This is a genomic window from Streptomyces sp. NPDC017993 (assembly GCF_044328065.1).
In the GTDB taxonomy this organism is placed as follows: Bacteria; Actinomycetota; Actinomycetes; order Streptomycetales; family Streptomycetaceae; genus Streptomyces.
This window is the reverse complement of the sequence record NZ_JBIRGO010000004.1, coordinates 20,419-33,392: the sequence shown is the minus strand read 5'-3', so window position 1 is coordinate 33,392 and position 12,974 is coordinate 20,419. Positions and strand designations below refer to the sequence as shown.

Here is a 12,974-nt window from a genome sequence, read left to right as displayed (position 1 = left end):
CCTCACTGATGTCCGTACTGACCATTGACGTCGGCACCTCGATGATCAAGTCGGTCGTCTTCGACGACCGGGGCGCCGAGATCGCGGTCTCCCGCCAGGCCACCGAAGTGCTGCGGCCGCAGCCCGGCTGGGCCGAGCAGGACATGGAAGCCGTCTGGAACGCCGTCGTCTTCACCGTCCGCAGCGTGCTGTCCGACCTGGCGGAGTTGTCCGACCCGGTCTGGCTGGTGTCCTTCACCGCACAGGGCGACGGCGCCTGGCTCGTCGACGACCGGGGCCGCCCCACCGGCCCCGCCATCCTGTGGAACGACGGACGGGCCGGCGAGCTGGTCGCCGGCTGGCAGCGCGACGGCGTCCTGGAAGCGGCCTTCCGCCGCAACGGCTCCCTCACCTGCGCCGGCATGCCCAACGCCCTCTTCAGCTGGCTCGCCGCCCACGACCCGGACCGCCTGGCCCGCTCCAGCACCTCCCTCACCGCCGCGGGCTGGCTCTTCCTGCGCCTGACCGGGGTCCGCGCGAGCGACGAGTCGGATGCCTCCGCGCCGTTCCTCGACCACGCGACCGGCGACTACGACCCGCACATCCTCGACCTCTTCGGCCTCACCGCCTACGAGCGGCTGCTGCCCACCGTGCTGGGGGAGTCGGAGCGGATCGCCGAGATCACCGGCGAGGCGGCGGGCCAACTGGGGCTGCCGGCCGGGCTGCCCGTCGTGATGGCGCCGTACGACATCGCCGCCACCGCCCGCGGTGTCGGTGTGGTCAACCCCGGCCAGGCGTGCAGCATCCTCGGCACCACGCTGTGCACCGAGATCGTCCGCACCGACGTCGACACCGGCGGGGAGCCGTCCGGCATCAACATCGCCTACCGCGGCCGCGAGCGGGTGCTGCGTGCCTTCCCCACACTCAACGGTGCCGAGGTGCTCGGCTGGGCGGCACGCATGCTCGGCCTGTCCGGGCCACCCGAACTGGCGGAGCTGTCCTTCCGGTCCGAGCCGGGCGCCCGCGGACTGCTGTTCCTGCCCTACCTGTCCCCGGCGGGCGAGCGCGCGCCGTTTCTCGACCCGGGCGCCCGCGGATCCTTCTGGGGCCTGTCCCTGGAGCACTCGCGCGCCGACATGGCCCGCGCCGTCTTCGACGGACTCTCGCTGGTCCTGCGTGACTCGCTGGCCGCCGCCCGCACGGACATCAGTGAGCTGCGGCTGTGCGGGGGCGGCGCCAACAGCGACGCCTGGTGCGCGCTGATCGCCGACGCCACGGGAGTGCCCACCGCTCGCTCCGGCGACACCGAACTGGGCGCCAAGGGCGCCTTCCTGACCGGTCTCGTGCGCTCCGGCGCCGAGAGCAGCATGCACCGGGCGGCGGACAAGTACGTCCATATGCAGCGTAGTTGGCAGCCCGATCCGGAACGTGCCGAGTTCTACACCGCCCTCTACGAAGACTTCCTCGACCGGCGGGCGCTGGTCCGGGAGTCCGGCTGGCGCGGCGGCGCGGTGTGGAGGGGTGGCGGGGGAGCGGAGTCCGGAGGGGAGCCGCCGGCGCAGCCCGCCGGCCACCCGCTTCCGGGCGCCGCCCCCGGCACGCCCGCCGCCGGCACTTCGAACCGCCCCACCGGCACCGCTCCCGGAGGCCCCCGTGTCTGACCCCCGCACCACCGGACCCACCCTCGACGGCGTCTGGCTCGGCCTCGACCTCGGCACCCAGAGCGCCCGCTGCGTCGCCGTCGACGGCACCGGCCGGCTCCTCGCCGCCGCCTCCCGGCCGCTCACCAGCCACCGCGAGGGCAAGCGCCACGAGCAGGACCCCGAACAGTGGTGGACCGCGCTGTCCGCCGCCTGCCGCGAGGCCCTGGACGGCATCGACACCCGGCGGATCCGAGGGCTGGCAGTCGACGGCACCTCCGGGACGATCCTCCTCGCGGCCGCGTCCGGCACCCCGCTGACACCCGGCCAGATGTACGACGACGGGCGCGCCGCCGAGCAGGCCGTGGCCGTCAGCGAGGCGGGCGAAGCGGTCTGGCGGGAGCTGGGCTACCGCACCATGCAGCCGTCCTGGGCACTGCCCAAGCTCCGCCGCCTCCTGGACCTCGCCCCCGAGAGCGCCCCGGCGGCCGGCGCGGGCATGCGGCTGCTGCACCAGGTCGACCTGATCACCTGGCGGCTGGCGGGCCACCAGGTCCCGAGCGACGCCAGTCACGCCCTCAAGACCGGCTACCACCTCGTCGAGGAACGCTGGCCGCACCAGGTCATGAAGCAACTCGATATCCCCGAGGGGATGTTGCCGGACGTCGTACGCCCCGGCACGGTCCTCGGCTCCGTGTGCCCCGAGGCCGCGGAGGCCACCGGTATCCCGGCGGGCACCGCCATCGTCGCCGGCATGACCGACGGCTGCGCCGCCCAGATCGGTGCCGGAGCACTCGCCCCCGGCGCCTGGAACGTGGTCCTCGGCACCACCCTCGTCTTCAAGGGAAGCAGCCCGCACCTGATCCGCGACCCGGCGGGGGTGGTCTACTGCCACCGCGGGCCGGACGGCAACTGGCTGCCGGGCGGCGCCTCCAGCAGCGGCGCGGGCGTCCTCTCCCGGCACTTCCCCGGCGAGGACCTCGACGCGCTCACCGAGCAGGCCGCTGCCCTGGACGCGGACGCGGTGGCCTACCCCCTGGTCTCCGCGGGCGGCGAACGCTTTCCCTTCCGCGCCCCCGACGCGGAGCCCTTCGTACTCGGCGACGTACCGACCCGCGCCGCGGAATTCCACGCCCACCTGCTCGGCGTCGCCTGCCTGGAACGCCTCTGCTTCGACTATCTCCACCACCTCGGCGCCCCCGTCGACGGGCCGCTCACCTACACCGGGGGCGGCGCCCGCAACGCCTACTGGTGCCGGCTGCGCGCCGACGTCCTCGGACGACCGGTACGCCTGCCCGCACAGGCCGAGGGCGCCATCGGCATGGCCGTACTCGCCGCCACCTCCTCCGGCATCGGCCTCCAGGACGCGGCCGCCGCCATGGTCCGCATCGGCGAGGAGATCCAGCCGGCACCGGCCCGCACCGCCCGCTACCTGCCCGCCTATCTCCGCTTCATCGACGAACTCACCCGCCGCGGCCATCTCGACGAGGCCGTGGCCGCACACGCCCGCAGGAGGGCCACGCAGTGACCGACTTCATCCTGGTACGCCACGGCGAGACCGTCTGGCATGCGGAGAACCGCTACGCCGGGCGCAGCGACGTACCCCTCACCGCGCACGGCCGCGAGCAGGCGGCGACGCTCGCCGACTGGGCCGGCACCGCCGGCCTCACCGCGATCTGGAGCTCCCCGCTGTCCCGGGCACGACTCACCGCCGAGCCGGCGGCCCACAGCTGCGGCCTTGCCGCGCGCATCGACGAGCGGCTGTGCGAGGTCGACTTCGGCGAGGGCGAGGGGCTGACCAGGGACGAGATGCGCCGGCGTTTCCCGGAGCAGCTCGCGGCCTTCCTCGCCGACCCGGTGGACAGCCACCTGCCTGGTGGTGAACACCCGCGCCTGGCCGCGGAGCGCGCGGCCGCCGCTCTGCACGACATCGCCCGCGAGCAGCCTCACGGCAGGATTCTTCTGGTCGCCCACTCCACCCTCGTACGGCTGCTGCTCTGCCATCTGCTGGGCATCCCGCTCGCCGACTACCGGCGGGTCTTCCCCCAGCTGCACAACGGCGCCCTCACCGAGATCCGGGTCGAGGACGGACGGACCGCGCTGCTGCGCTTCAACGTTCCCGCCATGGCGCAGAGCCCGGCACTCCACTGACCTTCCCCCGCACCGCCACTTCAGGAGAAACACGCATGAGCACCCCCGTCCTCGCCGCCGGCAACCACTTCATCCGCCCGAGCCTGTTCGCCGAGGCCGTGCGCACCGCGGCCGGGGACACGCCACTTGATGTCCGCGAGCTGCAATTCCCCTGGCCGCACACGCCGTTCGGACCGGTCGGCGAGGTCATCGAGGCATCCGGCAGCGAGGACGAGATGATCGAGGCGCTCCAGGGCGTCGAGATCTGCGTCACCGAGCACGGCCCGCTCACCGAGCGCATCCTCGCCAACTGCCCCGACCTGAAGCTGTTCTGCACCAGCCGCGGCGGCCCGGTCAACGCCAACCTCGACGCCGCCACGCGCCACGGTGTCGCGGTCTGCAACGCCCCGGGACGCAACGCCACCGCCACCGCGGAGCACACCCTCACCCTGCTCCTCGCCGCCGCCCGCGGCGTCGGTGACACCCACACCGATCTGCGCCGGGGCACCTGGCGCGGCGACTACTACGACTACGACAACTGCGGCATCGAGATCGACGGTGCCACCGTCGGCCTCATCGGATTCGGCGCCATCGGCAGCCGCGTCGCGAAGGTCCTCACCGCCATGGGCGCCCACGTCCTCGTCCACGACCCCTACGTGCGGCCCGAGGCACTGGCCGGCATCGCCGAGCAGGTCACCCTCGACGACCTGCTCCGCCGCTCCCGCATCGTCTCCCTGCACGCCCGCGTCACCGACGAGACCAAGGGCATGATCGGCCGCGCGCAGATCGCCGCGATGCCGCGCGGCTCCGTTCTGGTCAACTGCGCCCGCGGCGCCCTGCTCGACTACGACGCCGCCTGCGACGCGCTGGAATCCGGACAGCTCTCCGGAGCGGGCTTCGACGTCTTCCCCGAGGAGCCGCTGCCGGCCGGTTCCCGGTTGTTGACCGTCCCCGGGGTGGTCCTCACCCCGCACATCGCGGGCGGCAGCCAGGAAGTCGCGCACAAGGCCGCGCGGATCGTCGCCGGAGAGGTCGGCCGCTATCTGCGCGGCGAGCCGCTGGCGCACTGCGCCAACCCCGAGGTGCTGGACCGGTGGGCGGCCACCACCGACTGACGCCACGTCACCTTCCGCCCGTTGCCGGCCGGAACGCCCCGGCCCCCGCGGCCACCTGCCGCAAACGCCGACCGCCCGCGACCCCGTCTTCGAGGGGCCGCGGGCGGTCGTTCACGGTGTCGCTCTCAGCGGCGCCGCACCAGCGGGAACGGCAGCGTCTCGCGGATCGACAGGCCGGTGAGGAACATGACCAGCCGGTCCACGCCGATCCCCAGACCACCGGTCGGCGGCATCGCGTACTCCAGGGCCTGGAGGAAGTCCTCGTCCAGCTCCATCGCCTCCACGTCACCGCCCGCCGCCAACAGCGACTGCGCGGTAAGCCGCCGCCGCTGCTCCACCGGGTCGGTCAACTCCGAGTAGGCGGTGCCCAGTTCGGTGCCGAACGCGACCAGGTCCCAGCGCTCGGCGAGCCGCGGGTCGACCCGGTGCTGACGCGTCAGCGGGGAGACCTCGGTGGGGAAGTCCTTGTAGAAGGTCGGCAGCGTCGTCCGCTCCTCCACCAGCCGCTCGTACATCTCCAGCACCAGGTCACCGCGGCTCATCTCCGGCTTCACCGGCACCGACGAGGCGTGGCACAGCCGCCGCAGCACCCGCGGGTTGGTGTCCGCGTCGACCTCCTCGCCGAGCGCCTCCGAGATCGCGCCGTAGACGGTCTTCACCGGCCAGATCCCCGAGATGTCGTGCTCGACGAGCCGCCCCTTGTCGTCCGCCTTACGGGCGGTGGCGCTGCCGAACGCCGCGACCGCCGCGCTCTGGATCAGCTCACGGGTCAGATCGAGCATCACGTCGTAGTCGGCGAACGCCTGGTACGCCTCCAGCATCGTGAACTCGGGGTTGTGCTTGTAGGAGATGCCCTCGTTGCGGAACGTCCGCCCCATCTCGAAGACCTTCTCCATACCGCCCACGCACAGCCGCTTGAGATACAGCTCCGGCGCGATGCGCAGATACAGATCCAGGTCGTAGGCATTGATGTGCGTGTGGAACGGCCGGGCGTTGGCACCGCCGTGGATCTGCTGGAGCATCGGCGTCTCGACCTCCAGATAACCGCGGTCGATCAACCCCTGGCGCAGCGCCTGCACGGCCGTGCTGCGGGCCCGCACCGTCTCCCGCGCGTCCGGCGAGACCACCAGGTCCACGTAGCGCTGCCGGACCTTGGCCTCGGGATCGGACAGGCCGCGCCGCTTGTCCGGCAGCGGGCGCAGGCACTTCGCCGTCAGCCGCCACCGCGTCACGAACACCGTCAACTCGCCGCGGTCGCTCGCGCCGACCTCGCCCTCGGCCTCGACATGGTCACCGAGGTCGATATCCGTCCCGAAGCGGTCCAGCAGCTCGCTGCCACTGCCGTCGCGGGTCAGCGCGATCTGCAGATCGCCGGACCAGTCGCGCAGCACCGCGAAGAGCACACCGCCGTGGTCCCGCGCGAGCAACACCCGTCCGGCGACGCTCACCGTCTTGCCGGTACGGTCACCGGCCGCGAGGTCCGGGTGCTCCCCGCGCACCTCGCCGAGCGTGTGCGTACGCTGCACGCCCACCGGATACGGGTCGGTGCCGTCCTCCCGCAGCCGCTCCAGCTTGCGGTGACGCACCCGCACCTGCTCGGGCAGCGCGGCCAGCTCCTGCGCCCGCTGCTCCTCCTCGGTGGCGGGCGTGTGCACCAGGCCCAGTTCGTGCAGCGAGGGCAGACCGGCGGTGCTCGCCGGTGCCAGCATCCGCTTCTTGTGCCCCTTGCCCCACAGCTTGCCCAGGCTCGGTACGGCCACGAAACCCTCGGCGATACCGGAGGCCAGGCCGATCCGGGCGAGCGCACCGGCGTCGGCGTAGCACAGGAACCGTGGATACCACTCGGGGTTGTACTTCGCGTTGGAGCGGTAGAGGGCCTCCAGCTGCCACCACTTGGAGAAGAACAGCAGCAGCTTGCGCCAGAACTTCAGCACCGGACCCGCACCGATCCGGGCGCCCTCCTCGAAGGCGGACCGGAAGACCGCGAAGTTCAGCGAGATGCGCCGCACCCCGAGCTGCCCCGCCTGGCCGCAGAGCCGGGCGACCATGAACTCCATGACGCCGTTGGGCGCGCTGCGGTCGCGGCGCATCACGTCGAGCGAGATGCCGTCGGTGCCCCAGGGCACGAAGGACAGCAGCGCGATCATGTTGCCGTCGCCGTCGAACGCCTCGGCCAGCAGGCAGTCACCGTCCTCCGGGTCGCCCAGCCGGTCCAGCGCCATCGAGAAGCCGCGCTCGGTCTCGGTGTCGCGCCAGGCGTCCGCACGGTGGATGACCTCCTGCATCTCCTCGTCGGAGAGCGCGGAGTGGCGACGCACCCGGAACGTGGCGCCGCTGCGCTCCACGCGGTTCACGGCCTGACGGGTCACCCGCATCTCGCGGCCGTCCAGGTCGAAGCCCGCGACGTGCAGGATCGCCTCGTCCCCGAGCTGGAGCGCGCCCAGACCGCTGCGGGCGAACGCCTTGGCGCCGTCCTCGCTCGCTCCCATCACGGCGGGCTGCCAGCCGTAGCGAACGGCGACCTCCAACCAGGCCTCGATGGCGGGCGTCCACGCCTCCCGGTCACCGACCGGGTCACCGCTGGCCAGGCAGACGCCGGCCTCGACACGGTAGGTGACGGCAGCCTTGCCGCTGGGGGAGAACACCACGGCCTTGTCGCGACGGCTGGCGAAGTAGCCCAGGGAGTCCTGGCTGCCGTAACGGGCCAGCAGCGCCCGGATCCGGGACTCCTCGTCGCCGTGCAGCGCCGCCTCCATGCGCTGCGAACGGAACAGCGCGGCGGCGGCGTTCAGCAGCGCCAGCGCACCGAGCAGACCGAGCACGGTGACGATCCAGTGCGGCGGGTGCCCCTCGATCAGCCGACCGCCGACCAGCCCGCCGCAGACGCGGTTGGCGGCCCACAGCAGGCGGTTCGCGCCGCCGGCTTCCAACGAGCCGGGGGCGAGGGCCACCAGGCCCCAGCCGATCAGTACCGCGGCCACCAGACCGGCGGCCAGCACCAGCGTGGCCCGCAGGAACGCCCCGCGACGGGTGATCGCGTAGAACTCGCGGTGCGAGACGAGCAGCAGCAGGAGCGCTCCGGCGCAGAGCACCAGCGAGAACGCGAACTCCCAGTATCCCGCGGCAAGGAACAGCGCGTCCGCGAGCGAGACCAGCAGCATGTAGGCCACCACGAACCACAGGGCGACCCGTTTACGCGCGGTCATCGCCGCGGCCAGCAGGAAGAGGAACGCCGCGTACGCGAAGTTCGGTGCCACCGGGATGGTAAGGGTGTCCAGCCAGTAGATCACCGGGTGGAGGCCGCGCCGCAGAGGCCCGATCAGCGCCGTCAGGGCGCAGAAGAGCCCCAACACACTGAAGACGATGGCGAAGCCATTGGGGACACGACGCCGGAAGCGCGGCCACCCCGTAAGTTGGTCCTGGTCCTGCACGGTGCTCATTCCGTCACATTAGGCTTTGAAAGCGGTCAGCTGGTCGACGAGAGGGCGCTCTTGCTCTGCCATCGGAACCGGTCGACCATCCAGTCTCCGATCCCGATGGCCGCGCCGGCTTTCCCTCGTACGGAGGATCCGGTGACCCCGTACGGATCACCCACGTGGACTTTGCCATACGGCCGCCCCGCGCCCGCATCGGTCGTGCCGGTGCACCGGCGACGGCCACCGGTGCGACCCGTGGAGTTCACCTCACGGGGCGCCGTGTGCGCTGCCGTCGCGGAGTTCATGGCTCGATCCGCCTCTCGGACTCGGCGGACGGCGGACGGCGGATCGTCCCGGTATGCCGGTCGATGCGCTCCTGGCCGGACGTGCCCTCGCCGCCGGTCATCTGCCTGTTGAGCTTCGCCGCCGCGGCCGTGGTCACCGACTCCTTGGCCTCGCCGGTGTCGCCCCGGTCGTTCCTGGTGCGGGCGACGACGGAGTATTTGGTGGCCGCCGAGGCCCTCGCGTCGGAGGTCCACGCCGTTGCGTGCTCCCCGAGCCGGCCGGCCAGCTGCCGGCCCTTCGGGTCGGTCACCGTCACGTCCGTCAGCACTCCGCCGGCCGCGGTCACCCGGAGCCTGTCCCCGGCCTGCACCGTCCTGGTGCCGTTCGCGGCACCCAGCCCCACCTGCACCGCGTCCCCCGCGGACGCCGACGCCGCACTGCCGCCGCACGCCGTGAGCGCGCCGAGACCGGCCAGCGGTATCAGCGCGAGCGTGGCGCGCAGCCGGGGGGAGGGCCGCGAAGGGCGGAGTGTGGGGAACAAGATCATGGGCGGCTCTCGGTCGGCGGTACGGGTGGGGCGGTGATGTCGATCGCTAAGACGGCCGATCCCGATGCCTCGTTGCAGGGGGTGATGTGATCCACGCCACTTCGGTGCGGGGGTGTGCGGCGGTGGAACGCCGTGGGTCGCATCGACCGAGGGTGCGCGTCCGAGCTGTCGGTGGGCGGTCGGTGGCGGCGGAAATGCGGCCGTCTCCGCTCGGTGACCCGCAGTGATCACCTGATCGGACTACCCGGACTCCAACCGGACATACCCTGAAATACGCCAAACTGGCCGCCCATTGCCGCCCGTTCGGGCGGCGGTCGAGGAGGGTGTGCCATGGCTATTTCCATTTCGGTCGTCGTGCTGCTGGTGATCTTGACTGTGATCTTTCTGCGCAGCGGGAAGCTGAAGTTCTCGCATGCCGTGGTGTGCGGGCTGCTCGGCTTCTACCTGGCGAGCAGCAGCCTCGCGCCCGACATCCACAACGGGCTGTCCGGCGCCGCGGATGTGGTGAGCAGCGTGCGCCCGTGACGGCCGCGGCGTACCGGAACGGCGCGCCGGTCCGCCGCCGTCCGGCACGCTCACGGACGCCGGCAGCGGGGGCGGCGCCCTACCCTTCCCCGAGTGCGCCGCCGGGCGCCGCTGTGCTCGGGGGCGCCGTCGTGCGTCGGGAACGGCGGCGCGTGGCCGCCGTGCACCTGAAGTCCTCGCCGTGCGACCCGGTACGCGTGCGGGCTCCCGCAGTTGACGCCCTCCGTCCGGCAGCCGACCCCGCGGCCCCGCCACTCGGGACCTTCGGACCGCCGCGTCCCCCAGCGGCGGTCAGTCGTCGTGGGAGAAGACCCCGATCGCGTTGGGCACCGGCCGCTCCATGCCTCCCGAGGGATGGTTGCGCACCGTGACCTCCGGGTCGTAAGGCTCGCGGGTGACGAGCGTGGAGGACCCGCCACCGTCCAGGTCCAGCGCGTCCCGCGCCCCCAACCGGGCCATGAGCTCGGCCAGTTCCCGCACCGTCAGGCCGGTCTGACCGCTCGCCCCGTCGAGCGCCATGAGATACAGCACCCGGCCGCCCTCACCTGTGCCCGCGGCGGTGCGCACCGCCACGGTGACCGTGTCCACTCCTGCCACCGGCTGCCCGGACCGGACGATCGGAAAGCCGCCGACCGCGAACCGCAGCGGGCCCGGGCTCCGGCCCACGAGTCGGTGGCTGATGCTCACCGGCTCACCGACGTGCAGCGCACTCAGGCGCCGCGCCCCTTCCTCCCGGCCCACCAGCACCACGCTCCCCGGCTCGACCCCGCCGCCGCCCGGCCGCTCCTCAATGGCCGCCACACGCCCGTGCCGGACCGTGACCTCCGCCGTCCGCGTGCTGCACGGTGCCGCCCGGTCGGTGTCCGTGCCACAGGTCGCCCGCACCCGCGACGCCGGGCCCCACCGCTCCGTATACGCCCCGATACCGTCCACCGGCAGCGCGTACTGGTTGAGCCCGCGCAGCGGCAGTTGTCCCTCGGCGGTCCGCACCGCACCGCGCAGTGCCAACCGGTCCAGCCGCGCGCGGCCGTCGTGGCCCACCCCGATGACGTCCTCGGTGGTGGCCCCGGGCGGCATCGCCGGCCCGAAACGCTGGCCGTCGGGCACCGCGCCCTTGAGCCGCCGCCCGGACGAGACGGCGGGGCCGACCGGGGCGCCGGTCGGTTCGACGCCCGGGTGCTGGGTCTCGGAGATGTGGAAGAAGTCGCCGTTGACCGCGCCCACCGCATCTCGCGCGTCGGCCAGTTCGGACACCGGCGACCGCGCGCCGACCGCCCCCGGATACAGCAGGTCCGTCGAGACCCGCGGATCGGCCAGATCGACCGTCAGCAGATGTCCGTGCACCGTGCCACGCGGCACCGTCATCCGGAATTCTTCGTACTCCACACCGGGCGCCACCGGCACGGCATCCGAACGGCGGAGGGTGTCCGGCGCGGCGGTCGCCGGCCCTCCGCCCGCCACCGCGCCGCCGGCCAGGACACCCCAAGCCACCAGCACTGTCAGTACCGCGCGAACCCGACCGAATCGAAGCTTCACGAGCCCCCCCTGACGTCCTGCCAACTGTCCCATGTGTCTAAGACGTTCACTATGACCCGGAGATGTCATGAATCTGCACACCCGCCGTACGGTCGTCGTGTCGATCGCCTCCGCCCTCGCCGCGGGCCTGACCGCGCCCGCCTCCGCACGTGAGCACGACGCGGGCGCGGCCGTCCCCGCACCGCTGCGGAGCGCCCACGCGCACAACGACTACGAGCACCCCCGCCCCCTGCTGGACGCCCTCGACCACGGCTTCGGCAGCGTGGAGGCGGACATCTGGCTCGTCGGCGGTCGTCTTCTGGTCGCCCACGAGGAGGCGGATCTCGACCCCGCGCGCACCCTGGAGTCGCTCTATCTCGACCCGCTGCGCCGGCGCATTCACGCCAACGGAGGGTCGGTCTACCGGGGACACCGCCTCTCGCTCCAACTGCTGATCGACATCAAGACCGCCGGAGCCCCGACCTACCACGCCCTGGCCCGGGTGTTGCACCGCTACCGCGACCTGCTGAGCGGATGCACCGCCGGTCGGGTCCACGGCGGGCCGGTCACCGCGGTGGTCTCCGGTGACCGCGCCGCCCGCGCCCCCATGGAGGCCGAGCGGGTGCGCCACGCCTTCTACGACGGCCGCCCGGAGGACCTGGGGACCGCGGCTCCCGCCTCCTTCGTCCCGCTGGTCTCCGCGTCCTGGACCGACACCTTCCGCTGGCAGGGCGCCGGGCCGATGCCTCAGAACGAGCGGGCCGCGCTGCGGCAGTTGGCTGCCGCAGCGCACGCCGAGCGCCGCCGGCTGCGCTTCTGGGCGACGCCGGACACGGCCGGTCCCGAGCGCGAGGCGGTGTGGCGGGCGCTGCTGGACGCCGGGGTCGACCACCTCAACTCGGATGATCTGCCGGGCCTGGAGCGCTTCCTACGCGCCACGCGCTGATCCCCTTGCGCCGTCCTGGGCGGGTGCCGCCGCGGTGGCCGGGAAGCCGCCCGGCGTCCGCTCACCGGGCGGCGGTCACGAGCTCCATGTAGTGCGCCCAGTCCCAGAACTGGCCGGGGTCGGTGTGGTCGGCGCCGGGCACCTCGACGTGCCCGATGATGTGCGCGCGGTCCTTGGGGATCTTGAAGCGGTCACAGATGGCGGCGGTCAGCAGCGCGGACTGCTCGTACAGGGCGTCGGTGAACCACGTCGGGTCGTCGACCCAGCCTTCGTGCTCGATGCCGATGCTCCGGGTGTTGTAGTCCCAGTTGCCGGCGTGCCAGGCGACGTCCTTCTCCCGTACGCACTGGCCGATGTAGCCATCGGCGGACCGAACGACGTAGTGCGCGGCAGCCTTGTGGCCGGGGTCCTGGAAGAGCTTGATGGTGTCGGCGTAGGTCTCCTGCGTCACATGCACCACGACGCACTCGATCGAGTACTGCGTCGGGCGGTTGGCGGCGGTGTAGTTGGAGGTGCTGGCCGGGGTCCAGTGGACGGGGGGATAGCCCGCGGTGCCGGACGGGGTGGCGCGGGCGGTGGCCGTCGTGAGCGGGGCGAGCGCGGTGGCGGCGGCGAGCGCGGCGGCGCCGGTGAGCAGGCGCCGGCGGGCCGGGTGATGGCGGTCGGGTTCCATGTGAACTCCTGACAAGGACCGAAGATGGTCGCGTACATGTCACGCACATCGATGCGTTCATGATGCGCAACACGACAGGCCCTGCCAAGGGAATGGTCAGTTTGCCAATGGGCTCGACCAAAGGAGGAACTGTGCAGGTCAGAAATGAAAGACACCTGATCGGGCGTCACCCGGGTACCGCATCCCCCGGCTCGGAAGGCCGA

At 72.5% G+C, this 12,974-nt stretch carries 10 protein-coding genes; 6 read left to right on the top strand and 4 right to left on the bottom strand.

The features are described from left to right. Positions 1-8 precede the first annotated feature (8 nt). The 4 genes from ACH4FH_RS07575 to ACH4FH_RS07560 are packed head-to-tail and all read left to right on the top strand — an operon-like array spanning position 9 to position 4,864. Positions 9-1,640, top strand: coding sequence for an FGGY-family carbohydrate kinase (locus ACH4FH_RS07575; protein WP_398554824.1), 1,632 nt, complete (start codon positions 9-11; stop codon positions 1,638-1,640). Beyond that, positions 1,633-3,147, top strand: coding sequence for an FGGY-family carbohydrate kinase (locus ACH4FH_RS07570; protein ID WP_398554823.1), 1,515 nt, complete (start codon positions 1,633-1,635; stop codon positions 3,145-3,147). Before ACH4FH_RS07575 ends, ACH4FH_RS07570 begins: the two co-directional genes overlap by 8 nt. Next, the gene (locus ACH4FH_RS07565; RefSeq protein WP_398554822.1) at positions 3,144-3,770 is read left to right on the top strand and encodes a histidine phosphatase family protein; all 627 of its coding nucleotides are present in this window, start codon (positions 3,144-3,146) and stop codon (positions 3,768-3,770) included. The genes ACH4FH_RS07570 and ACH4FH_RS07565 overlap by 4 nt, the downstream gene beginning before the upstream one ends. Before the next feature lie 35 nt (positions 3,771-3,805). Next, positions 3,806-4,864, top strand: coding sequence for a 2-hydroxyacid dehydrogenase (locus ACH4FH_RS07560; protein ID WP_398554821.1), 1,059 nt, complete (start codon positions 3,806-3,808; stop codon positions 4,862-4,864). Between the two features lie 125 nt (positions 4,865-4,989). On the opposite strand, the gene lysX is transcribed toward ACH4FH_RS07560, so the two are convergent. Further along, the gene (gene lysX / locus ACH4FH_RS07555) at positions 4,990-8,304 is read right to left on the bottom strand and encodes a bifunctional lysylphosphatidylglycerol synthetase/lysine--tRNA ligase LysX (protein WP_398554820.1); all 3,315 of its coding nucleotides are present in this window, start codon (positions 8,302-8,304) and stop codon (positions 4,990-4,992) included. A gap of 277 nt (positions 8,305-8,581) precedes the next feature. Continuing rightward, positions 8,582-9,112, bottom strand: coding sequence for an Ig-like domain-containing protein (locus tag ACH4FH_RS07550; protein ID WP_398554819.1), 531 nt, complete (start codon positions 9,110-9,112; stop codon positions 8,582-8,584). 330 nt (positions 9,113-9,442) lie between these two features. Between ACH4FH_RS07550 and ACH4FH_RS07545 the strand changes: the two genes are divergently transcribed. After that, positions 9,443-9,637, top strand: coding sequence for a hypothetical protein (locus tag ACH4FH_RS07545; protein WP_398554818.1), 195 nt, complete (start codon positions 9,443-9,445; stop codon positions 9,635-9,637). Between the two features lie 291 nt (positions 9,638-9,928). Here the strand turns inward: ACH4FH_RS07545 and ACH4FH_RS07540 are convergent, their stop codons facing one another. Further along, positions 9,929-11,173 carry a phosphodiester glycosidase family protein gene (locus ACH4FH_RS07540; RefSeq protein WP_398554817.1) on the bottom strand — a complete coding sequence of 415 codons (1,245 nt, stop codon included), beginning with the start codon at positions 11,171-11,173 and terminating at the stop codon, positions 9,929-9,931. A 67-nt stretch (positions 11,174-11,240) separates the two neighbouring features. Here ACH4FH_RS07540 and ACH4FH_RS07535 point away from each other — a divergent pair, with 67 nt between their 5' ends. Beyond that, entirely contained in the window at positions 11,241-12,098 is an 858-nt protein-coding gene (locus tag ACH4FH_RS07535; protein ID WP_398554816.1) for a phosphatidylinositol-specific phospholipase C/glycerophosphodiester phosphodiesterase family protein, read from the top strand. Between the two features lie 61 nt (positions 12,099-12,159). Here the strand turns inward: ACH4FH_RS07535 and ACH4FH_RS07530 are convergent, their stop codons facing one another. Next, the gene (locus ACH4FH_RS07530; RefSeq protein WP_398554815.1) at positions 12,160-12,771 is read right to left on the bottom strand and encodes an N-acetylmuramoyl-L-alanine amidase; all 612 of its coding nucleotides are present in this window, start codon (positions 12,769-12,771) and stop codon (positions 12,160-12,162) included. Positions 12,772-12,974 lie beyond the last annotated feature (203 nt).

Coding starts and splice junctions, on each gene's coding strand:
- ACH4FH_RS07575 (WP_398554824.1), top strand. CDS start 9: ATGTCCGTACTGACCATTGACGTCGGCACCTCGATGATCAAGTCGGTC.
- ACH4FH_RS07560 (WP_398554821.1), top strand. CDS start 3,806: ATGAGCACCCCCGTCCTCGCCGCCGGCAACCACTTCATCCGCCCGAGC.
- lysX (WP_398554820.1), bottom strand. CDS start 8,304: ATGAGCACCGTGCAGGACCAGGACCAACTTACGGGGTGGCCGCGCTTC.
- ACH4FH_RS07550 (WP_398554819.1), bottom strand. CDS start 9,112: ATGATCTTGTTCCCCACACTCCGCCCTTCGCGGCCCTCCCCCCGGCTG.
- ACH4FH_RS07545 (WP_398554818.1), top strand. CDS start 9,443: ATGGCTATTTCCATTTCGGTCGTCGTGCTGCTGGTGATCTTGACTGTG.
- ACH4FH_RS07535 (WP_398554816.1), top strand. CDS start 11,241: ATGAATCTGCACACCCGCCGTACGGTCGTCGTGTCGATCGCCTCCGCC.
- ACH4FH_RS07530 (WP_398554815.1), bottom strand. CDS start 12,771: ATGGAACCCGACCGCCATCACCCGGCCCGCCGGCGCCTGCTCACCGGC.